The organism is [Actinomadura] parvosata subsp. kistnae (genome assembly GCF_900323885.1).
Lineage (GTDB): Bacteria > Actinomycetota > Actinomycetes > Streptosporangiales > Streptosporangiaceae > Nonomuraea > Nonomuraea composti.
In genome coordinates, this window is record NZ_OOHJ01000003.1 from 124074 (window position 1) to 146463 (window position 22390).

Consider the following 22390-nt stretch of genomic DNA (forward strand, 5'->3'; position numbering starts at 1 on the left):
ACACCCGCGCGTACCTACACACATCGGACACGTGGTCCATGGAGGTGTCGTGGAGCTCAGTCTCTTGCGGGCGCAGGCGCACAGCCCGTCGTACTTCTCACTCCTGCGCGGCTCGTCAGGAGAGCGCGCCCCGGTGGACTTCTGCATCCCTTGCAACCCGTACTTCCCCACACCGGAGATCTTCGAGCACCTCGGGAGAAATCTGGAGACGATCCTCAAGTTCTACCCCAGCGACGCCGGCACGATCACCGAGGAGCTCTGCTCCACACTGGGGCTTCACCCCAAGACGGTCGCGATGGGCAACGGCTCCACGGAGCTGATCACGTGGATCGACCACCTGCTGGTCCGCGAGAGCCTCGCGGTGCCGATCCCGACCTTCGGCCGCTGGACCGACCAGCCGCTGGAGACGGGCAAGCGGGTGGACATGTACCCGCTGCTGGAGAGCCGCAACTTCACGCTCGACGTGCACGACTACGTCTCGTTCATCCGTACGCGCGGCTCGCGGGTGGCGGTGATCTGCAACCCGAACAACCCCGACGGCGGCTACCTGCCCAAGCACGAGGTCCTGCACCTGCTCGACCAGCTCATCGACCTCGACCTGGTGATCGTGGACGAGTCGTTCGGCGACTTCGTGGACGCCGAGCCGTACCCGGGGGTGGCCCTGGAGGCGGCGGTGCGGCCGAACGTGATCGTGCTGCGCAGCCTCGGCAAGAACTTCGGCCTGCACGGCATCCGCTTCGGCTACATGGTGGCCAACCCCGCCCTGGCCGGCCGGGTGCGGGACGCGCTGCCGAAGTGGAACCTCAACTCCTTCGCCGAGGTCGTGGTGTTCATGATGCGGCAGTTCATGCCCGAGTACCAGGACAGCCTCAGGCGCCTGGGCAACGACAGGAGAGCGATGTTCCAGCAGCTCAGCACGATGCCGGGGCTGTCGGTGTTCGCCTCGCAGGGCAACTTCCTGCTGGTGAAGCTGCCGCCGGGGCACGACGGGGTGCCGCTGCGCGACCACCTGCTCACCGAGCACGGCGTGTACGTGCGCGAATGCGGCAACAAGCTCGGCACGACGAGCCAGTTCCTGCGCCTCGTCGTCCGCCCTCAGGAGGACGTACGGCGGCTGCTCATCGGCATGACGCAGTTCCTGTACTCGGGCAGCCTGCACGAGATCCCCGTGATCGGCCTGCACCACCGGGCCGTCTCCGCGTAGCGGCGGCGCGTCACAGGTGGTAGCGCCTGGGCAGCTTGAGCCCGCGCGCGTCCATGACCTGCCGCAGCCGGTCCGGGTAGTCGGTGATGAGGCCGTCCACGCCGTCGTCGATGAGCTTGTTCATGGTCGCCTCGTCGTCCACCGTCCACGGGATCACCTTGATCCCGAGGGCGTGGGCCCGCCGCACCATGTCCCTGGTGACGTACGGCTGGTAGTCCGCGTCCGTGACCTTGCCGTTCTGCGGGAACCCGTGGACCGGCGAGAACGCCCGCGCCCCGAACGACGCGATCGCGGCGAGCGGGTCGCCGCCGAAGTCGTCGATGTCGAGGCCGCCCAGCCACGGCGAGGCGCCCGGCTGCCCGGTCTGCAGGAAGTCGCGGTTGGTGAGAGCGACGAGCGGCAGGCGCGGCTCCAGCTCGCGCATCCGCATGAGCGCGCCCCAGTCGAAGCTCTGGATCGTCACCTGGCGCAGCAGCCCGGCCCGGCGGATCTCGCGCAGCGTCACCTGGACGAACTGCTCCCTGGGCGCCGTCTCGGCCGGCGCGCCCGCCTCCACCTTGGTCTCGACGTTGAGCTTGACGCCGTGCGCCCGGTAGCGCCGGACCAGGTCGAACACCTCGCGCAGCGTGGCCATCCGCGCGCCCGGCACGGCCCGCTGCCCGGGGAACTCCGCGAGCGTCAGCGAGCCGCAGTCCATGGTCCTGACCTGCCGCAGGGTGAGCGTGTTGACGTACTTGCCGACGTACGGGAACTCCGGGTCGCCCTCGACGGCCGGCGCGGTGTCGCGGCACTTCCTGTCGCTGATCCTGCGGTCGTGCGTCACGACGGCCTGGCCGTCCTCGGTGATCTGCACGTCCAGCTCCAGCGTGGTGACGCCGAGCTCCAGCGCGTTCGCGAACGCGGGCAGCGAGCTCTCCACCACGAGCCCGATGCCGCCCCGGTGCGCCTGGAGGTCGAAGTCCCGGCCCCGGTGCCCGTCGGCGGCGGCCGTCCCGGGCAGGGCCGCGAGCGCCAGGGCCGCCGACGCCGCGAGCGCGTGCCATCTCTTCATCGTCTCTTCCGTCCGTCCGCGTCGAGGTGCTGGTCACGCGACAAGATCGGGCATCCGGGGTACGGGACGGCGTACGCGGGGTGAGCGGCGGGCGAAGGCTGCGCGATCACCTGGCGCACCCGTCAGGCCGAGAGGTGGTCACGGAGCTGTCAGGCCGGGAGGTCATCGGCCGTGACGGCGTCGAGCGCCCGCTGCCCGGCCAGCCGCACCATCATCCCCGGGGTGCCGCCCGCCGCGAACGTCTCGGCCAGCGCGGCCGCGACCAGCCCGTACTGCAGCAGGATGATCCCCTTGCGGGCGAGCACCGCCCCGGCGCGCGCCTTCAGCTCCAGGCCCGCGACCCTGGCGTCCGGGCCAGGCAGCTCGTCGTGGCCGTCGCCCAGCCGCACCAGGGCGTCCTCGTCGTCGCCGGGGAACGGCCGCGCGAGGAACGCCTCGACGGCCGCCAGCGCGGCGGGCAGCTCAAGGCTCACGCCCCACCACCCGCTCCCTGCGCCCGCGGCCTCCTGAGGGGCCGCCGGTCACGGGTCCGACCGCGCCGGCGGCCCCGACCTCGTCCATCATCGCCGCCATCGCCCGCGCGTACGCCCGCATCCGCCGCACCCCCAGCCCCCGCAGCTCCTCCACCCTGGCCATGATCTCCTCGGTGCCCGCCCCGGCCTCCGCGCGCCGCCGCAGCAGCCCGTACCGCAGGTCGTCCAGGGCGGCGTTGACGCCGTCCACCACGCGCTCCCCCAGCGCCCGCGGCCCGCCGTACAGGGCGCGGGCCGTCACGCTCAGCGCGACCAGCCGCGGCCCCGGCGCGCACACGGCGCTCACCGGCCCCTCGGAAGTGCCGCGCACGTCGCCGTCGGGCACGCCGCCGATCGTCTCCAGCATCTCGATCAGCCGGTCGAACAGCTCCCCGAAGTCCAGCAGCGGCACGCCCGCCCGCGCGCGCAGCGCCGCCGCGCTCACCTCGATGGACGCGGTCACGCGCGCCATCCTGGCGTCCAGGTCGGCCCGCACGGCCCGCAACTCCCGCGCCAGGGCCAGCGGCTCGACGAACGGCACGGCCGCGTCGACCGGCGACTCCCCGGCGAAGGCGGCGTCCACCGCCTCGGCCACCAGAGCGGCCACAGTCTCGGGCGGCTCGCGCGTCAGCCAGGGCTCGACCCCGACCGAGACGAGCCTTCCCCCCGCAAGGACGGCGCGCACGCCGGGCTCCCGATGATTCCTGCGCAACTCGACGCACTCCGACGGATCTCTACTGCTGGCGACTGTCACGCTAACCCCGCCGAGCAGGCCCGGAGCGGGGCGTCGCGACGAGTTCACGACATGTTCGCCCGCCCGCAGAGGTGCCCGGCCCGCCCCGGTCCGGGGTAAGCTGTCCCGGCCAAACTCTTTACACCATAAATAATCAGCCGACGATGGAAGGGTCCCGTGCTCTCCAGCCACCAGGCCAGCACCGTCCAGACGCGTGATCACACCGCCGCCGACAGCCACGACAACATCCAGGTCCGCGGCGCCAGGGAGAACAACCTCAAGGGCGTCTCCGTCGACCTGCCCAAGCGCCGCCTCACCGTCTTCACCGGCGTCTCCGGCTCCGGCAAGTCCTCGCTCGTCTTCGACACGATCGCCGCCGAGTCGCGGCGGCTCATCGACGAGACCTACACCGCGTTCGTGCAGGCGTTCATGCCGAGCCGCTCCCGCCCCGACGTGGACGCCCTGCACAACCTGAGCGCCGCCATCATCGTCGACCAGGAGCGGATGGGCGCCAACGCCCGCTCCACCGTCGGCACCGCCACCGACGCGCACACCATGCTGCGGATCATCTTCAGCCGCATCGCCGAGCCGCACGTCGGCTCCGCCTCCGCCTTCAGCTTCAACATGGCCGAAGGCATGTGCCCCGAGTGCGAGGGGCTGGGCAAGGCCACCGACATCGACGTCAACGAAGTGGTCGACAGGGAGCTGTCGCTGAACGAAGGGGCGATCAAGGCCCCCGGGTACGCGGTCGACACCTGGCCCTGGCAGATCGTGGCCGGCTCCGGCCTGTTCGACCCCGACGTCAAGCTGAAGGACTTCACCGAGCAGCAGTGGGCCGACCTGCTGCACAAGCCCGCCACCAAGCTCAAGTACGGCACCGGCAACTTCACCTACGAGGGCCTGCTCGTCCGCGTCCGGCGCGGCTACCTCGGCAAGGACCGCGAGTCGATGCAACCGGCCGCGCGGGCGTTCGCCGACCGGGCCATCAGGCTCGCCCCCTGCCCCGCCTGCGACGGCACCCGGCTCAACGAGGCCGCCCGCGCCGCCAGGATCGACGGCCTCAACATCGCCGACTGCTCCGCCATGCAGGTCAACGACCTGGCCGACTTCATCCGCGGCATCGACGACCCGCGCGTCGGGCCCGTACTGGAAGGGCTGCGCTCCACGCTCGACTCGCTCGTCGAGATCGGCCTCGGCTACCTGAGCCTCGACCGCGAGTCCGCCACCCTGTCCGGCGGCGAGGCGCAGCGCGTCAAGATGGTGCGCCACCTCAACTCCAGCCTCACCGACGTCACCTACGTCTTCGACGAGCCCACCGCCGGCCTGCACCCGCACGACATCCAGCGGATGAACCGCCTGCTCCTCGCCCTGTGCGACAAGGGCAACACCGTGCTCGTCGTCGAGCACAAGCCGGAGACCATCGCCATCGCCGACCACGTCGTCGACCTCGGCCCCGGCGCCGGCACCGCCGGCGGGCAGATCTGCTACTCCGGCAACCTGCTCGGGCTGCGCTCCTCAGGCACCCTGACCGGCCGCTACCTCGACCATCGGGTACGCCTGCGCGACACCCTCCGCCAACCCACCGGGCACCTCCCCATCAGGAACGCCACCCTGCACAACCTGCGCGACGTCAGCGTGGACATCCCGCTCGGCGTGCTCACCGTCGTCACCGGCGTCGCCGGCTCCGGCAAGAGCTCCCTCATCCACGGCCACGTCGCCGGACGGGACGGCGTCGTCGTGGCCGACCAGTCCCCCATCCGCGGCTCACGCAGGAGCAACCCGGCCACCTACACCGGCGTGCTCGACCCCATCCGCACCGCCTTCGCCAAGGCCAACGGCGTCAAGCCCGGCCTGTTCAGCGCCAACTCCGAAGGCGCCTGCCCCGCCTGCAAGGGCATCGGCCTCATCTACACCGACCTCGCCATGATGGCCGAGGTGGCATCGGTGTGCGAGACCTGCGAAGGCAAGCGCTTCACCCCCGAAGTCCTTACGTACCGGCTGCGCGGCAAGAACATCAGCGAAGTCCTGGAGATGCCCATCTCCGAGGCCCGCGACTTCTTCCCCACCGGCCAGGCCGGCACCATCCTCGACCGCCTCGTCGCCGTCGGCCTCGGCTACCTCGGCCTCGGCCAGCCCCTCACCACCCTGTCGGGCGGCGAACGCCAGCGGCTCAAGCTCGCGATCAACATGGCGCGGAACGGGAACACGTACGTGCTGGACGAACCCACGACGGGCCTCCACCTCGCGGACGTCGACCAACTCCTCGCCCTCCTCGACCGCCTCGTGGACGCCGGCAACACGGTCATCGTCATCGAACACCACCAGGCCGTCATGGCCCACGCCGACTGGATCATCGACCTCGGCCCGGGCGCCGGCCACGACGGCGGCCAGATCGTCTTCTCCGGCACCCCCGCGGACCTGGTCGCCCACGGCGACTCGCTGACGGCCATCCACCTCCGCGACTACATCAACCACCCCTGACGGGCCGCCCTCTCCTCCCCTAATCCGGGAGGAGAGGGTGGCCCCACGCGGCCGGCGGGCCCGCCACGGGCAGGCGGGCCCGACCCGGCCGCCGACACGAGCGGCCCGCCGCACGCACCGTGGCGCAGGCGAGCGGGCAGCGCGAGCGGCGAACGCGGCGCAACACGGCACGGCACGGCGCGAGCACGCGGGGCGACACGAGCCGATGGGCGCAGCGCAGGCAGGCTCAGCACAGGCGACGCAGGCGGCAAGCGCGACACAGGGCGGGCACAGCGCGTGCGAGGCACGGCGCGGGCAGACGCGGCGAGAGCGGGGCGAGGCACGATGCGAGCAAGCGCAGCACGACCCGCGGCCAGCGCCACGAGCGGCCAAGCAGGCGCCAGTGCGATCGAGCGGCGCAGACGGCGCGCAGGCGAGGCGCTGCCGAGCACGCGGGGCGACACGAGCCGACCGGCGCAGCGCAGGCAGGCGACGCGAGCGACGAGCGCGACGCGGCACGGGGCAGACACAGCGCGAGCGACGCGCGGTGCGGCGCTTGGTGCGGCGCTTGGTGCGGCGCTTGGTGCGGCGCTTGGTGCGGCGCTTGGTGCGGCGCTTGGTGCGGCGCTTGGTGCGGCGCTTGGTGCGGCGCTTGGTGCGGCGCTTGGTGCGAGCGAGCGAGCGCAGTGCGAGCACGCGGGGCGACCTGAGTCGGCGGGCCCAGCGCAGGCGACGCGAGCGGCGAGCGCGACGCGACGCGGCACGGCGCGCACCTCAAAGCGCGAGCGAGGCGCAGCGCGGTGCTGGCTGCGGGTGAGGCGCGGTGCGAGCGAGCGCAGCACCACGCGCGGGCAGCGCCACGAGCGGGCGAGCAGGCGCCAGTGCGAGCAAGCGGCGCAGGCGAGCGGGCGAGACGCGGCGCGAGCATGCGGGGCGACACGAGCCGACCGGCGCAGCGCAAGCTGGCGGGGGCGGGCGATGCGAGCCGGCGAGCGCGACGGGGCACAGCGCCTGCCAGGCGTGGCGTGAGCGCATCCCCCGAAGGGGGCCCGCGCCGAAGTATGGCGGGACGTCAGACGGCCAGGCGGGCCAGCACTCGGGCGAAGTCCGGGGGTGGGGCGACCACGAGGCGGGTCTGGCCGTCCCTGGCGACGATGTCGGCGCGGATCCAGGTGAGCCGCCCCGACTGCCACCAGTACACCTGCGAGCTGAGCCCGTCCATCCGGGCGGCGTGGACGCGTAGCCGTTCGATGGCCCGGACCACGCCGATGCCGTCCACGGGGTGCAGGAGCAGCGTGTAGGGGTCGGGCAGGACCACGAGGACGCCGTCGGCGGGGACGGTGAGGTGGTCGGGGAGCCAGCGCAGGTGGGTGGCGGCCGAGGGGCTGGAGGCGGTGAGGCGGGTGACGGGGGTGCCGGCGAGTTCGAGGTGTTCGGCGCGCAGCCGCTCGGCGGCCCGGACGTTGGCGACGGCGAGGTCGAGGGCTTGGCCGGTGGGGACGGGCCAGCAGCCGGACTCTTCGGGGCGTACGGGGCGGGAGCCGACGGTGAGGAGTTCGACGAGGTCGGCGTTGAGGTGGCGGCCGACGACGCGGGTGAGGTCGGGGATCTCGTCGACGGCTTCGACGCGGGTGCGCAGGAGGGGCCGGACCTGGGTGAGGTCGCACACGTCGAGCTGGTCGCCGGCGGTGGCGACGGCGTGGGCGAGGTGTTCGGAGACGAGCATGGGCCAGTCTTCCCTGGCTCTGCGCCCGGCTTCGCGCCGCAGCCCGGTGAGGCGGACGGCGAGCGGCGGGGCGTCGCCGGCCGCCAGGGTGATGGCGGTGCCGTCGGGGGCGAAGGCGAAGGTGTATCCGAGGGATTCGGCGACGAGCGCGAGCAGCGAGTCGAGATCGACGTCCTCGACGCGTCGGCGAGAGGGCTCACGCCTGAACAAGCTCACGCGCTGTGTCCCTTTCTGTCGGATTCGTCCCTCCTACCTTGCCTGCTCCTCGTTCCGCATCGCGCCAGTTAGGGAGCACGATTCGGTATCGATAGCACCAAGTGCCCCCAGCCAGACACTGTACTGCGGCGACCCGTGCCCCACCGGCAAACCGGCCACGATGGGCACTCCGAGTGACCGCAGCCGGTCCGCCAGCACCGGGTACGGATCACCGCACTTCACCCAGGACCCGAGGGCGATCCCGCGCACCCCGTCGAACACGCCCGCCTGCAGGAGCTGGGTGAGCATCCGGTCGATCCGGTACGGCTCCTCGCCGATGTCCTCCAGGAACGCGATCGCCCCGTCGAAGGAGGGCTGCCACCGCGTGCCGCACATGGAGGCGATCAGCGACAGGTTCCCGCCGCGCAGCACGCCCTCGGCCCGCCCGGGCGCCAGCACGCGGTCGCCGGTGACGGTGAGGGGCGGGCCGAAGAGCGCGGCGCGCAGGCTCTCCCACGTGATGGGCTCGGGCCCGCTCTCGTCGCCGGCGATGACGTCGCAGGCGGCCATCGGCCCGTGCAGGGTGGGCACGCCCAGCTCGATCGCGAACGCGTTGTGCAGCGCCGTGATGTCGCTCGACCCGAGCAGCACCTTGGGCCCCGACAGGCGGCCGGCCTCGCGCATGGCGTCCCAGTCGAGCAGGTCGAGCAGCCGCCCGGCGCCGTAGCCGCCCCGGCAGCAGAACACGCCGGAGACGGCGGGGTCGCACCAGGCCGCCTGGAGGTCGGCGGCCCTGGCGGCGTCGGCGCCGGCCAGGTAGTCGAGCTCCTGGCGGTCGAGGACGTGCTCGCCCACGACCACCTTCAGCCCGAGTGACTCCAGGCGCCGCACGCCGCGCCTGAGCAGCACGGCGTTGGGCGGGCCTGACGGGGAGACGACGGCGACGGTGTCACCTGGCCGCATCGATCAGCTCCTTGACGAGCGCGGGTAGTGCCTGGCCGATCGGCTCGTTGATGACCTGATCGGCGAACGGATCATACGGGGTCGGCTCGCCGTTGACGATGACGAAGCGGGCGCCGGCGTCGAGCGCCTCGCCGCACAGCCCGGCGGCGGGGTGCACGGTCAGGGAGGTGCCGACCGCCAGGAACAGCTCGCACGAGCGGGCCGCGTCGAGCGCCGCCTGGATCACCTCGGGCTTGAGCTGCTGGCCGAACGAGATCGTGTTCGACTTCTGGATGCCGCCGCAGCGCGGGCAGGGCGGGTCGGCCTCCCCCGCGGCCACCCTGGCGAGCACCTCTTCCATGGGCGTGATCAGGTCGCACGACAGGCACTCGGCGCGGCGCATGGTGCCGTGCAGCTCGATGACCTTCTCCGGCGACGATCCGGCGCGCTGGTGCAGCTCGTCGATGTTCTGGGTGATGAGCGCGCGCAGCAGGCCGGCGTGCTCCAGGTCGACCAGGGCGCGGTGGGCGACGTTCGGCTCGGCCCGCCAGGCCGGGGACTCGAGCCTGGCCTGCCAGGTGGCCCGCCTGACGTCGGGGTCGGCCAGGTAGCGGTCGATGGACGCGTTGGCCTCTGCCTGCGGATTCTTCGTCCAGACCCCCTGCGGCCCCCGGAAGTCGGGGATGCCGGAGTCGGTGGAGATGCCCGCTCCGGTGAGCACCGACACTGACGTTGGCTCGTTCACCTGGCAAACGGTGTCACACTTGCTTTCCGTATGCGACTTCCGCCCCACATCCTCGTGGTCAACGGCATCAAGGTCCGCCGGCCGGTCTTCCTGCTCGGAGCTCCGCATTCCGGCGTGGACCTGCTGGCCCGCGCCCTGAAACGGTCGCCGGGCTTCCACGTGACGATGGGCCGCGCGAGCGTGGCGCACGTGGTGTACGCCTTCGCCCGCAAGCCGTCCATCGCCCGTACGTCGGGAGCCGTGCGCGTGCTGCGTGACGCGCTCTCCGAGTCGTGGCAGGTGCTGCCGCGTTCCTGCGGCGAGTGCGCCGAGCCGTGTCGTGAGGCGGGCGGCGTCACGGGCACCGGCCCGTGCGTGTCGGCTGCCGACGTCACCCGGTTCGGCGACGGCAGCCCCGACCTGATCTACAGCGCGCCGGTGCTGCTGCAGGCGTTCCCGGACGCCCGGTTCGTGCAGCTCATCCGCGACGGCCGCGACGTCGTGTCGGGGATGCTGGGCGATCCGGCGTGCCTGGCCTGGTTCAAGCCGGCGATGCTGAGCGAGCACACCGAGTTCCCCAACGCGTTCCTGGGCGTTAACAAGGACGAGCACCTGGAGCGGTGGAAGACGATGCCGGCGGCGGGCAAGAGCGCGCTGCGCTGGCGCAGCGCGGTGCGGCTGAGCGCGGAGCTGCGCCGCGCGCTGCCCGAGCCGCAGCTTCTCACGCTGCGCTACGAGGACCTGGTGGAGCGGCCGCCGCAGTCGGTGGCGACGCTGTCGGAGTTCCTGGAGACGCGGGTGTCGAAGGTCGTGCTGTACGACACGGCGGTGCCGAAGGTCGGCGCGTGGCGTACCCGGCTGCGGCGCGACGACCTGGAGCTGGTGGAGAAGGTGGCCAGGGAGGAGCTCAAGCGGCTGGGCTACCAGGGGGCCTGACGGCGCTCAGGCGGCCGAGCTGAACTGGGTGCGGTAGAGCTCGGCGTACAGGCCGCCGCGGGCCAGCAGCTCCTCGTGCCGGCCGCGCTCGGCGATCCGGCCGTCGTGGACGACGAGGATCTCGTCGGCCTCCCTGATCGTGGACAGGCGGTGCGCGATGACCAGCGACGTACGGCCCTCCAGCGCGGTCTTCAGCGCCACCTGCACCGCGGCCTCCGACTCGGAGTCGAGGTGGGCGGTGGCCTCGTCGAGCACCACCACGCGCGGCGCCTTGAGCAGCAGCCGGGCCAGCGCCAGCCGCTGCTTCTCGCCGCCGGACAGGCGGTAGCCGCGGTCGCCCACGACGGTGTCGAGCCCGTCGGGCAGGCTCTCGACCAGGTCGCCGATCTGCGCGGCCCGCAGCGCCTCCCAGATCTCCTCGTCGCTCGCGCCGGGCCTGGCGTAGCGGAGGTTGGCGCCGATCGTGTCGTGGAACAGGTGCGGGTCCTGCATGACCACGCCGACGGTGTCGCGCAGCGAGTCGAGGGTGGCGTCGCGGACGTCGAGGCCGTTGATGCGCACCGCGCCCTCGTTGACGTCGTAGAGCCGGGACACCAGCGAGGTCATCGTGGTCTTGCCCGCGCCGCTGTGACCGACGAGCGCGATGAGCTGCCCCGGCTCGGCGGTGAAGGAGACGCCCTTGAGCACCGGGTACGAGGGGCCGCCGCTGTCCTGCCTGGCCACGGACTCCAGCGAGGCGAGCGAGACCTCCTCGGCCGCCGGGTAGCGGAAGTGCACGTCGTCGAACTCGATGGTCACCGGGCCCTCCGGCACCGGCACCGCGCCCGGCTTCTGCGCCACCATCGGCTTGAGGTCGAGGATCTCGAAGACGCGGTCGAAGCTGACGAGCGCGGTCATGACGTCCACGTGCACGTTCGACAGGGACGTGAGCGGGCCGTACAGGCGCATCAGCAGGGCCGCCAGGGCGACCAGCGTGCCCAGCTCGAACGCGCCGGAGACGGACAGGACGCCGCCGATGCCGTAGACCAGGGCGGTGGCCAGCGCGGCGATCAGGCCGAGCGCGACGCGGAACACGGTGCCGTACATGGCGACGGTCACGCCGACGTCGCGCACCCTGGCCGCCCGCGCGCCGAACATCTCGGCGTCGTCCTCGGGCCTGCCGTACAGCTTGGCGACCATGGCGCCGGCGACGTTGAAGCGCTCGGTGGTGACGGAGCTCATCTCGGCGTCGAGCTGCATCTGCTCGCGGGTCAGCGCCGACATGCGGCGGCCGACGTACTTGGCGGGCACGATGAAGATCGGCAGCAGCACGAGCGCGACGAGCGTCACCTGCCACGACAGCACCAGCATCGCGCCCAGCACGAGCACCAGGCTGACCACGTTGGCCAGCACGGAGGACAGCGTGCTGGTCAGGGCGCGCTGGGCGCCGATCACGTCGGTGTTGAGCCGGCTGACCAGGGCGCCGGTCTGGGCGCGCATGAAGAACGCGACCGGCATGCGCTGCACGTGGTCGAACACCTCGGTGCGCAGGTCGTAGATCAGGCCCTCGCCGATGCGGGCGGAGAACCACCGCTGCGCCAGCGTCAGCCCGGCGTCGACCAGGGCGAGCGCGGCGATGGCCACGGCGAGCCCGATCACCACGCCCGTGCGCCCGGGCAGGACGCCGTCGTCGATGATCGCCTTCATCAGCAGCGGGTTGGCGATCACGATCACCGCCCCGGCCACGACGAGCAGCAGGAACGCCGTGATCTGCCGGGTGTACGGGCGGGCGTAGCCCGCGATGCGCCGCACCGTGCCGGGGCGCAGCCGCTGCTTGGTGACCGAGCCGTCGCGCCGCAGGGACATCATCATGCTGGGGCCGAAGCCCCCACCCATCATCGCCATCCGGGGGATCCCTCCTCCTCCGCCGGGGACAGCGCCGCGGGAGCGTCCCGGGATTCCCGGCTCCGCTCACCGCGAAATCCACGGCCTTGCGACGCCGCCCGTGACGCCGCCGCCGGCACCCGGCGTGGCGCCCGCCGTTGCCCTCTGGGCGCGTCCTGAAGCCCCTCTGAGCGCCGATCAGCCGCACCCGCGCATATCGGGCCAACCCCTCAATTCAACGGCAGCACGACCCCTCAGAGCGCGGCGGCGGGCGGAAAGCGCTCACCGCCGACGCACGTCAGCCCGTTTTTCCTTGAGCATTCAATCAGCCGACCGCATTCAATCAGGCGACCGCGTTCACTCAGCCGACCGCGTTCACTCAGCCGAACAACGCCTTGATGCGCGCCGCCTGCTCGATCCCTTCGGCCACACTCTGCTCCTCCAGGGTGCGTGCCCGCGCCCCCTGGAGGAGCCGCTTGGTCGCCACGGCCGCGTCCCGGTTGGTGGACAGCAGCTGGGTGACCTTCTCGCGTACCGCTTGATCCAGGTCGCCCCCGGCGACCACTCTCTCGGCGAGGCCGATGCGCATGGCCTCGTCGGCGTGCACGGTCCTGGCGGTCAGGCAGATGTCGATCGCCTTGGCCAGGCCCACCAGCTCGACCAGGGGCTTGGTGCCTGTCAGATCCGGCACCAGGCCCAGTGCGGGCTCTTTCATGCAGAACGAGACGTCGTCGGCCACGATCCGCAGGTCACAGGCGAGCGCGAGCTGGAATCCCGCGCCGATCGCATGCCCCTGCACTGCGGCGATGGAGACGATCTCGGGGCGGCGCAGCCACAGGAACCCCGCTTGGGCCTGCCTGATGCGCTGCTCGAAATCGGCGCCGTCGCTCCTGGCCGCCGAGCTGAACGAGCCCTGTCCGGGCACCCCCTCAGGTGTGAACATTCGCAGGTCGATCCCTGCCGAGAAGGACGGTCCCTCACCTTTCACGACGACGACGCGTACCTGCTCGGGCAGGCTCTCGCCGATGCGAGCCAGTGCCGACCATGTCGCGAACGTCTGTGCGTTGCGCTTGTCCGGCCGGGCCAGCGTGATCGTCGCTATCTCACCGTCCACCTCGAGGCGAACTCCGCCCTCTGCCGAGGCAGGGCCGTCGTCCGCATACCCCCCGCGCTGTTGCGCCTGCGCTTCCGCCATCGCCCGCTCCTTCGTCCGGAGTGCTGACCGTCGCGCCCGAGCCTACAGAATATCGTTCTGGCACGGGCGCGACGGCGGCTGACTAGGGACGGGCGGCTGCGGTCGCACGTTCCGAGGCGGCCGTCAGCGCTTGGACTTGCCTCGGGTCGCCCCGCCGCGCCCGCGCAGAGTCACACCGGACTCGCTGAGGATGCGGTGGATGAACCCGTAAGACCGACCGGTCGAAGCGGCCAGGGCGCGGATGCTTTCGCCCGCGGCGTAGCGCTTCTTGAGATCGCCGGCCAGTTTTTCCCGGTCGGCCCCGGTGACCCGGGTGCCCTTCTTCAGTGTCTCGGCCACGAGTACCTCCTGTAGTGCCGGACTTCCGCAGCGTTACTCCGCCATGATCAGTCATTTCAGCGGGATCGGCTACCTACTCCACGGGAAAAGATCCGTACCCACTCAAATTAAGATCAGGCAAGTGCCACAAGATCGGAAAATTCGTCGCTCCACGCGTCTTCAGTTCCGTCAGGTAGCAAGATCACCCTATCCGGTGACAGGGCGTCAACGGCACCCTCGTCATGTGTGACTAGGACGATTGCTCCTGAATACGACCTCAGAGCGTTGAGAACCTGCTCGCGGCTGACCGGATCGAGGTTGTTCGTGGGCTCGTCGAGAAGGAGGACATTGGCGCTCGACAGTACCAAGATCGCCAGTGCGAGACGGGTCTTCTCGCCGCCGGACAGAACGCCCGCGGGCTTGTCGACGTCGTCGCCGGTGAACAGGAACGACCCGAGCACCTTGCGCAACTCGGTGTCGGTGAATTCGCCGCCCGCCGAGCGCATGTTCTCCAGCAGCGTACGGTCGGCGTCGAGGGTCTCGTGCTCCTGCGCGTAATAACCGATCTTGAGACCGTGGCCCGGCTTGATCTCTCCGGTGTCGGGTTTCTCCAGGCCGCCGAGTATGCGCAGCAGCGTCGTCTTGCCCGCGCCGTTGAGGCCGAGGATGACCACCCGGTGACCTCGGTCGATGGCCACGTTGACGTCGGTGAAGACCTCGAGCGACCCGTAGGACTTGGACAGCCCCTCGGCCATGAGCGGGGTGCGCCCGCACGGCTGCGGCTCGGGGAAGCGCAGCCGCGCCACCTTGTCGCTCTGCCGCTCCTCCTCGGTGCCGGCCAGCAGCCGGTGCGCGCGGCGCATCATGTCCTGGGCCGCCTTGGCCTTGGTGGCCTTGGCGCGCATCTTGTCGGCCTGCGCCAGCAGCGCCCCGGCCTGTTTCTCGGCGTTGGCCCGCTCGCGCTTCCTGCGCTTCTCGTCGGTCTCGCGCTGGGCCAGGTACGCCTTCCAGCCGACGTTGTAGTGATCGATCACGGCCCGGTTGGCGTCGAGGTGCAGGACCTTGTTGACCGTCGCTTCAAGAAGCCCGACGTCGTGGCTGATGATCACCAAGCCACCTTGATGACTGCGCAAAAAATCACGAAGCCACCCGATTGAGTCCGCATCTAGGTGGTTTGTGGGCTCGTCGAGAAGGAGAGTTTCCGCCCCGCTGAAAAGAATTCGCGCCAATTCCACGCGCCTGCGCTGACCGCCGGAAAGCGTTTGCAACGGCTGCCCCAGCACCCGGTCGGGCAGCCCCAGGCTGGAGGCGATCGAGGCGGCCTCGGACTCGGCGGCGTAACCGCCGAGCACGTGCATCTGATCCTCCAGCCGGCCGTAGCGGCGCACGGCCTTCTCCCTGGTGCGCTCGTCGGCGGAGGACATGCCGAGCTCGGCCTCGCGCAGCTTGCGAATGACCTCGTCGAGGCCGCGCGCCGACAGGATGCGGTCGCGGGCCAGCACCTGGAGGTCGCCGGTACGCGGATCCTGGGGCAGGTAGCCGACGCTGCCGGTGGTGGTGACCGTGCCGGCGGCGGGGATGCCCTCGCCCGCCAGCACCTTGGTCAGCGTCGTCTTGCCCGCGCCGTTGCGGCCGACGAGGCCGATCTTGTCGCCGGGATTGACCCGGAACGAGGCTTTCTCGATGAGCAGGCGCGCGCCCGCGCGCAGCTCGATATCATTAGCGATGATCATGGTGACCGGAAACACTCCCGAGCTAGGAAACAGGATTGGGCGTGCACCGCCGGTCAATCGGGAGTATGCATACCGATCAGTGTAGGGCTCCCAGTGGGAGCCCCACGTCTGGTTAATCCTCCGTCAGATGCTCCCCGATCAGCACCAGGTTGTGAATGGCGGCCAGGCCGTACTGCGCGGCGCTGTTGGTGCTGACGAACGGCGCCTCGCGCACCGGGTGCGGCACCCGCGGACCGTCGATCAGGGTCAGCTCCCAGTTCTCCTGCTGCTGCAACGGGTTGCGGTTGAGCTGGTCGCCCTCCTCAAGCCGGAACTTGCGCCACGCCCACGCGGCCAGCTCGGCGTCGCCGGTGCGCGCCGCCGCGTACGCCGTGAGCCGGCTGTGCGCCTGGATCAGCGAGATTCCGCTCAGCCGCCGCCCCACCTCGGCCTCCTGCCGCTCCGGCGGCGCCAGGTAGAGCCGGCAGTACTCCAGCCACGCCTCTTCGAACCCCGGCACGCCCAGGTCCAGCGCGATCAGCTCGGCGCACATCTCCGGCAGCCCGAACAGCGACGACAGGTGCGAGACGGAGATCTGGTCCCGGGTCGTGTCGAACCGCCCGCTCTCCAGGTCCAGCCGCCCCTCCCCCGTCAGGAAGCGGCGCGGCATCGCCTCGATGTCGGCCATCGTGCCGAGCAGCCGGTCCCTGGCCCGCTCGTCCCCGTGCCGCTCCCACCGGGTCAGCCAGGCCGCCGCCAGCGAGCCCCAGTCGGTGCCGAGCCCGACCGACAGCGCGGCCGGGTCCGGCGTGTAGACGTCCTCGCGCACCTTGCGCAGCGGGTCGATCGCCAGGAACGTCTCCTCGGGCACGCTCAGCTCGTCCATGAGGTCGCCGGTGCGCTCGTCGGCCGTCAGGTAGTAGTAGAAGCGCCGGTAGGCGGCGTTGGAGATGCGCAGCTGCTTGCAGCTGCAGCCCCAGTGCTGCACGTTGTGCCGGCTGCCCAGGCCCTTCCACCTGCCGAGATGGTAGACGTCCACCTCGCCCGTGTGGCGGGTCATGGCCTCGGCGAAGCGGAAGACGTCGGCCCGGCCGGTGCGCAGGAACTGCAGCCACAACCACAGGTCGGGCGACAGCTCCGAGTTGTCCCAGGCGTAGCCGCCGATGTCGTAGCGCCAGGTGTGGCGGTCCTCGTCATAGGTGTGCATGACGTCGCCGTAGTCCCAGAACCCGTACCAGCGGCGCTGCTCGCGCTCGCGGACGTACAGGTCGAACAGGAAGTCGAGGCGGTCCTCGATCTCGGCGCGCGCGGGCGTGGAGCGGTCGGGCAGCCCCCACACGCCGAACACGCCCGCCTCGCGCACCCGCTCGGGGCCCGCGACCAGCAGCCCCGGCTCCTCCATCGCGGCGGCGTGCGCGGCCAGCTCGTGCGCGGCGGGCGTCGCGTCGTGGACGCGCAGGCTCAGCTCGTGCGTACGGGCGATGCCGCGCGGATCGCCGAACCCCGGCTCGTAGTCCTCGTAGGTGATCTCCAGCCCTTCGAGCTGCTCCTCGAACGTGTCCTGGCCCATGCCGTCGTGGTAGAAGCGCAGGTCCATCGCCGGGGCGGACGGCGACCACAGCCAGACGGTGACGGTGGCCAGGTCGGTGGCCGCGTTCCTGACGTCGAGGCGGGTGGGGTGCAGCCGCCAGAAGTCGCGCAGCCCGAACCCGAGCCCGCCGCTGACCCCGCCGACGTAGCCGTAGCCCTTGGAGCGGGCGCCGGCCGGGATCGTCACCCAGGCGTGGCCGTCCTTGGTGCGCTTGCGCAGCGTGTAGCCGTCGGCGGAGCTCTGGTCGAGGGTGTAGTCGTTCCAGGCGGGGATGAGGTGCAGCCGGGTCGCGACGCCGGGGGCGAGCGCGCCGGCCGGGCGGCCCTCGACCTGGGCGCGGCGGGCCGCCTCGCCGGGGTCGATGCGCAGGCCGGTCAGCCCGCGTACCGCCTCGGTCAGGAAGCCCGCGCCGCCGGCCAGCCGGACATGCCGGTCGTGCAGGTCGTCGCGCATGACCACGCCGGCGCGCAGCCCGAGCCCGGCCAGGAAGTCGTGCTCGGGGTCGCCGTCCCAGACGAAGGTGTGCAGGACGCGCACGTGCTCGGCGCCGGCGTAGAAGTACAGGCGCACGGTGAACGGCAGCCAGCCGCCGTGCCTGCCCTCCAGCCGCACGACGGCCCGCACCGGCCCCTCCTGCTCGACGGTGACGCTCTCGACCAGGCCCTCGGCCTGCTCGCGGGCGACGTGCCCGCCCTCGTCCGGGGTCGGCTCGGCCTGGCGCAGGCTGACCAGGCGCACGTCCCTGACGATCTCGCGGCTCCCGCGCGAGATCGACCTGGCCACCGCGCCGCCGCCGATCCGCCACGTGACGACGCCGGTGCTCACCACCAGGTCGCCGCCCTCGCGCGTCACGGTGACGGCCGTGGCGGGAGCGGCCGGCTCGCCGCCGGGTTCGAGCCGGTACTCCCGCGCGGGCGGGTGCGCGGCGGCCGCGTGGGCCGTCCACTTGACCGAGCCGTCCGGCCAGGTCGCGGTCACCCAGCTCTGCACCGGCACCGGGGCGCCGCCGTCGCCGGTCAGCGCGAACGGCGTGCCGGCCTCGACCGTGCCGCGCGGCCACGGGACCCCCCAGGTCACCCCCTGCTCTCCCGGCCGGTCCAGCCAGCGCAGTGCGGTCATGCGATCTCCTTCAGTCGCTCGGCGACGATGGCGGCCACCGCGTCGGCGCCGCGGAAGCAGAAGTGGGTGTCGTCGGCCACGCCGTCCGGGTACAGGGGGTGCGTGCCCGGCGGGAAGTGGGTGAACAGGGCCTTCGAGCCCTCGGGGCCGAGGCGCTCGTACAGCTCGGTGGTGGCGCGCGTCAGGTCGATCAGCGGTACGCCCTGCGCGGCGGCCAGGTCGCGCACCCGGTCGGGATAGTCGCCGTGCGTGGGCACCAGCCGCCCGCCCTCGAACCGGCGCCGCTGCACCGGCGTGCACAGCACCGCGACCGCACCCGCCCCGCGCGCCTCCGCGACGAAGGCGCGCAGGTTGTCCTGATACGGCAGGCCGGGCTCCTTCTGGTCGTTGTGCCCGAACTGGAGCACCACGACGTCACCGGGCACGACCTCGCGCAGCAGCGCCGCCCACAGCCCCTCCTCCCGGTGGCTGGCCGTGGTGGCGCCGCCCTTGGCGAAGTTGCGCACCGGGCCGCCGACGTACGACCCGAGCTGCGCCCCCCAGCCGGACATCGGCGCCTCGAAGGCCGGGCAGGAGGCGACCGTCGAGTCCCCCGCCAGCAGGACCGTCCGCGTCACTCCTTGACGCCCCCGATCAGCACGCCCTTGGCGAAGTGCTTCTGCAGGAACGGGTAGAAGAACAGGATCGGCAGCGTCGCGATCACGATGATCGCGAACTTGACGCCCTGCTCAGGCGGCACCCAGGTGCGGTCCATCTGCGCCAGAGCGGCCGCGGGGTCGGTCGCGACGAGCTGGCGGACGAGGATCTGCAACGTCCACTTGTCCGGATCGGAGATGTAGAGCAGCGGCGACATGTAGTCGTTCCAGATCGCCACCGCGTAGAACAGCGAGAACGTCGCGATGATCGGCTTCGACAGCGGCAGGACGATCTTGAAGAAGACGCCCATCTCGTTGCAGCCGTCGATCCTGGCCGCCTCCTCCAGCGCCTGCGGCAGCTCCTGGAAGAAGCTCTTGACGATGATCAGGTAGAACGGGTTGATCGCCAGGGGCAGGATCAGCGCCCAGTAGCTGTCGAGCAGCCCCAGGTCGCGCACCACCAGGTAGGTCGGGATCATGCCGCCGGTGAAGACCATCGTGAAGATGACCAGGTTCAGCACCAGCGCGCGGCCCGGCAGGTACCGCTTGGCCAGCGGGTAGGCCATGGTGAAGGTCAGCATGACCTGCACCACCATGCCGACCGCCGTCACGACGACGGTCGTCAGCAGGGACCTGATGAAGGTGGGGGTGGCGAAGATGTACTCGTACGCCTCGGTGACGATCTTGTGCGGCCACAGGAAGAACGGCCGGGCGGCGATCTCGGGCTCGGTGGCGAACGACGCGGCCAGCACGTAGATCAGCGGCAGCACCGTGATCAGCGCCAGGCCGACGAGCGCGACGACGTTGAGCGTGTCGAAGATGCGACTGCCGACGGAGCTGTTGTTGTTGACCGCGAGCTTCTTGGGCTTGGTCTCAGTCATAGTGGTCATGCCGGGGCCCCTCAGAACAGTCCCCGCTGGCCCATGCGCTTGGCCAGCCAGTTGGAGCCGAAGATCAGGATCACGCCGGCCACGCCCTTGAACAGGCCGACGGCGGTGGAGTAGCTGAAGTTCCCGTTCTGGACGCCGGCGTAGTAGACGTAGGTGTCGAACACCTCGGCGACCTCGCGGTTCAGTGACGTGGTCATCAGCCAGATCTGCTCGAAGCCGGAGTCGAGCAGGTTGCCCGAGGCGAGGATGGCCATGACGACGACCGTCGGGCGGATCGCGGGCAGCGTGACGTGCCAGAGCTGCCGGAAGCGGCTGGCGCCGTCCATGCGGGCGGCCTCGTACAGGTTGGGGTCCACGCCGGCCAGCGCGGCCAGGTAGATGATGGTGCCCCAGCCCGTCATCTTCCACAGCTGCTGCATGATGACGATCTCGCGGAACCACTGCTCCTGCGCCATGTAGTCGATCTTCGTGGTGTCGCCCAGGAGGTCGCGCATCCAGGCCGCGATCACGCCGAAGTCGGCCGCGAACAGCACGTACGTCAGCGCCGCGACGATGGTCCACGACAGGAAGTGCGGGATGTAGATGAGCGACTGGATCGAGCGCTTGAGGATGTTGACCCGCAGCTCGTTCAGCATCAGCGCGACGATGACCGGCGCGGTGAAGACGAACAGGATGTGCAGCGCCGCCAGGATCAGCGTGTTGGCCAGCAGCCGGGTGAAGTCGGGCCCGGAGAAGAGCTGCTCGAAGTGCTTGAAACCGACCCAGGGGCTGCCCGAGTAGCCGAGGAAGGGCAGGTAGTCCTGGAACGCGATCGTCACGCCGTACATCGGCAGGTACTTGAAGATCACGAAGTAGGCGAGGCCCGGCAGGAGCATCAGGTAGAGCCAGCGGTAGCGCAGCACCGCCGTGCCGAGCGGGACCTTGTCGGCCCGTTTCGGCTTCTTCGCCTTGGGCGCCGCCGTCGGAGGCGTCGCCAGGTCGGTGGCCACAGCGGCCTCCTTTCATGCGAGGGGCCCGGGCGGCGCCGGGCCCCTCACGCGGGGGGTCGTCCTACTTGGGGAGCTTGGCGAGCAGGTCGTTGACCTCGGTGATGATCTGCGTGCCGCCGCCGTCGTGCCACTTCTGGATCTCGGCCTTCAGGCCCGCCTCGTCGATCGCGCCCGAGAGGAACTTGACCCGCGCGTCACCGATGATCTTGTCGATCTGCGGGCCCTTCTCGATCTGGGTCGGAGCCACGACGGGCAGCGCGACGTTGTGCACCGCCGTCTTGAGGTCCTCCTCCACCAGCTTCTTCTGCTTCTCGATGATGTCCCGGTAGGGCTGGAACGGCGGGATGCGCTGGTAGGCGATGCCGCCGATGTCCATCGTGCCCTTGGTGCTGAGCTGGGTGAACGCGTCGTCCACGTTGTCCTGGACGGTCCTGACGGCCGGGTCGTCCACGTTGATCAGCGTGGCGGTGTCACCGTTCTCCACCTTGAAGTTGCGGCCCTCGATGCCGTTCTGCAGCAGGACCTGACCCTCCTTGGTGGCCAGCTTGTCCAGCGTCTTCAGCACGTTGTCCAACTCGGCCTCGGTGCGCACGCTCTGCTTGGAGATGGCCAGGGAGTCGGCGTAGCCGCTGAACGGGTAGGAGAACTTCTTGCCGTCGGAACGCGCCAGGTTGCCGACCATGGTGACCTTGTCACCGTAGTCCTTGTCGCCGTTCTCCCTGAACAGGTCGAGGAGCTGACGGGAGCGGATGTTGACGTCGATGATCATGCCGCCGCGACCGTGGAAGAACGGCTCGTTCCACTTGGCGGTGTCGAGGGTGGCGAAGTCGGGGTTGACCAGGCCCTCGTCGACCATCTTCTTGAGGAACTTGTTCGCCTCGATGAACTCCGGCGTGTCGAACCCGGGCACGACCTTGCCGTCACGCTCGCCCCAGCCGTTCGGGGCGCCGAACCAGGTCTCGACCACGTCGTACGGACTGGCGCTGGCGTAGGAGCTGGCCGGCCACTTCGGGATGATGAGGCCGTAGGTGTCCTTCTTGCCGTTGCCGTCCGGGTCCTTCTCGGTGAAGGCCTTGGCCACCTCGTAGAACTCGTCGATCGTCGTCGGCTCCTTGAGCCCGACCTTCTCCAGCCAGTCCTTGCGGATGACGATCGCCGAGCGGAGGAGGGGCCGCATCCGGTACAGGCCGTAGATCTTGCCGTTGACGGAGGCGTTGAGCGCCGTGCGCGCGTCCGCCGGCTTGAGGTTCGGGTACTTGTCCAGCTTGTCGGTCAGGTCCCAGAACGCCCCGGCCTGCGCGGCCTTCACGAACGCCGGCATCTTCGGGTCCACGACCACGACCTGCGGGATGCTGTCCGAGGCCAGCGTGACGTTCATCTTCTCGGTGTACTCGGCGTTCGGGACCCAGGTGACCTTGATCTTCTTGCCGAGGAACTTCTCGATCGCCTGCTGCAGCTCGCCGGTCGGCTCGGGCGCCGTGCCGAACAGCTTCGCCATGAACGTGATCGTGTTCGGGTCGGACTGAGCCGCGTCGCCGCCACCAGAGCAGGCCGAAGCGGTGAGAGCAGCCGTTAGCGTTAACACACCAGCGAGA

The 22390-nt window shown here is 70.7% G+C and carries 18 protein-coding genes; 3 read left to right on the forward strand and 15 right to left on the reverse strand.

The annotated features are described in order from the left end of the window. The first annotated feature begins 49 nt into the window (after positions 1–49). Complete coding sequence (locus KIS93_RS01045) at positions 50–1204, forward strand: pyridoxal phosphate-dependent aminotransferase (protein ID WP_206067137.1); 1155 nt, start codon at positions 50–52, stop codon at positions 1202–1204. 10 nt (positions 1205–1214) lie between these two features. Here the strand turns inward: KIS93_RS01045 and KIS93_RS01050 are convergent, their stop codons facing one another. The 3 genes from KIS93_RS01050 to KIS93_RS01060 all read right to left on the reverse strand — a co-directional run bounded on the left by KIS93_RS01050 (position 1215) and on the right by KIS93_RS01060 (position 3452). Continuing rightward, positions 1215–2255, reverse strand: coding sequence for a glycerophosphodiester phosphodiesterase family protein (locus KIS93_RS01050; protein WP_080037147.1), 1041 nt, complete (start codon positions 2253–2255; stop codon positions 1215–1217). A gap of 149 nt (positions 2256–2404) precedes the next feature. Beyond that, a complete protein-coding gene (locus tag KIS93_RS01055; RefSeq protein WP_080037146.1) occupies positions 2405–2728 on the reverse strand; it encodes a hypothetical protein in 324 nt (107 codons plus the stop codon). Next, positions 2718–3452, reverse strand: a complete 735-nt coding sequence (locus KIS93_RS01060; protein WP_080037145.1) for a hypothetical protein — start codon at positions 3450–3452, stop codon at positions 2718–2720. Before KIS93_RS01060 ends, KIS93_RS01055 begins: the two co-directional genes overlap by 11 nt. Before the next feature lie 225 nt (positions 3453–3677). On the opposite strand from KIS93_RS01060, the gene KIS93_RS01065 reads away from it, so the two are divergent. Continuing rightward, positions 3678–5981: an ATP-binding cassette domain-containing protein gene (locus KIS93_RS01065; RefSeq protein ID WP_080037144.1), complete on the forward strand. Its 2304-nt coding sequence runs from the start codon at positions 3678–3680 to the stop codon at positions 5979–5981. A gap of 1051 nt (positions 5982–7032) precedes the next feature. Here KIS93_RS01065 and KIS93_RS01070 read toward each other — a convergent pair. The 3 genes from KIS93_RS01070 to KIS93_RS01080 are packed head-to-tail and all read right to left on the reverse strand — an operon-like array spanning position 7033 to position 9568. Continuing rightward, positions 7033–7902, reverse strand: coding sequence for a hypothetical protein (locus tag KIS93_RS01070; protein WP_080037142.1), 870 nt, complete (start codon positions 7900–7902; stop codon positions 7033–7035). Between the two features lie 33 nt (positions 7903–7935). Further along, positions 7936–8844, reverse strand: a complete 909-nt coding sequence (locus KIS93_RS01075) for a S66 peptidase family protein (protein ID WP_080037141.1) — start codon at positions 8842–8844, stop codon at positions 7936–7938. Continuing rightward, on the reverse strand, positions 8831–9568 hold the full coding sequence (locus KIS93_RS01080; protein WP_230466015.1) for an SIR2 family NAD-dependent protein deacylase: 738 nt from the start codon (positions 9566–9568) through the stop codon (positions 8831–8833). Before KIS93_RS01080 ends, KIS93_RS01075 begins: the two co-directional genes overlap by 14 nt. A 30-nt stretch (positions 9569–9598) precedes the next feature. Here KIS93_RS01080 and KIS93_RS01085 point away from each other — a divergent pair, with 30 nt between their 5' ends. Beyond that, the gene (locus KIS93_RS01085; protein ID WP_080037139.1) at positions 9599–10483 is read left to right on the forward strand and encodes a sulfotransferase family protein; all 885 of its coding nucleotides are present in this window, start codon (positions 9599–9601) and stop codon (positions 10481–10483) included. A 6-nt stretch (positions 10484–10489) separates the two neighbouring features. On the opposite strand, the gene KIS93_RS01090 is transcribed toward KIS93_RS01085, so the two are convergent. From KIS93_RS01090 to KIS93_RS01130, 9 genes are all read right to left on the reverse strand, one after another. Continuing rightward, on the reverse strand, positions 10490–12367 hold the full coding sequence (locus KIS93_RS01090; RefSeq protein ID WP_080037138.1) for an ABC transporter ATP-binding protein: 1878 nt from the start codon (positions 12365–12367) through the stop codon (positions 10490–10492). 358 nt (positions 12368–12725) lie between these two features. After that, positions 12726–13541 carry an enoyl-CoA hydratase/isomerase family protein gene (locus tag KIS93_RS01095; protein ID WP_080037137.1) on the reverse strand — a complete coding sequence of 272 codons (816 nt, stop codon included), beginning with the start codon at positions 13539–13541 and terminating at the stop codon, positions 12726–12728. A gap of 123 nt (positions 13542–13664) precedes the next feature. Continuing rightward, complete coding sequence (locus KIS93_RS01100) at positions 13665–13880, reverse strand: helix-turn-helix domain-containing protein (RefSeq protein WP_020547488.1); 216 nt, start codon at positions 13878–13880, stop codon at positions 13665–13667. 113 nt (positions 13881–13993) lie between these two features. After that, positions 13994–15592, reverse strand: coding sequence for an ABC-F family ATP-binding cassette domain-containing protein (locus KIS93_RS01105; protein ID WP_080037136.1), 1599 nt, complete (start codon positions 15590–15592; stop codon positions 13994–13996). Between the two features lie 112 nt (positions 15593–15704). Continuing rightward, a complete protein-coding gene (locus KIS93_RS01110) occupies positions 15705–18281 on the reverse strand; it encodes an exo-rhamnogalacturonan lyase family protein (protein WP_080037135.1) in 2577 nt (858 codons plus the stop codon). Next, positions 18278–18898, reverse strand: a complete 621-nt coding sequence (locus KIS93_RS01115; RefSeq protein ID WP_080037134.1) for a rhamnogalacturonan acetylesterase — start codon at positions 18896–18898, stop codon at positions 18278–18280. The genes KIS93_RS01110 and KIS93_RS01115 overlap by 4 nt, the downstream gene beginning before the upstream one ends. Next, entirely contained in the window at positions 18895–19806 is a 912-nt protein-coding gene (locus KIS93_RS01120) for a carbohydrate ABC transporter permease (RefSeq protein ID WP_155126588.1), read from the reverse strand. Before KIS93_RS01120 ends, KIS93_RS01115 begins: the two co-directional genes overlap by 4 nt. Positions 19807–19817: 11 nt before the next feature. Continuing rightward, positions 19818–20795 carry an ABC transporter permease gene (locus tag KIS93_RS01125; protein WP_222107160.1) on the reverse strand — a complete coding sequence of 326 codons (978 nt, stop codon included), beginning with the start codon at positions 20793–20795 and terminating at the stop codon, positions 19818–19820. Between the two features lie 61 nt (positions 20796–20856). Beyond that, a complete protein-coding gene (locus KIS93_RS01130; protein ID WP_080037132.1) occupies positions 20857–22293 on the reverse strand; it encodes an extracellular solute-binding protein in 1437 nt (478 codons plus the stop codon). Positions 22294–22390: the final 97 nt, after the last annotated feature.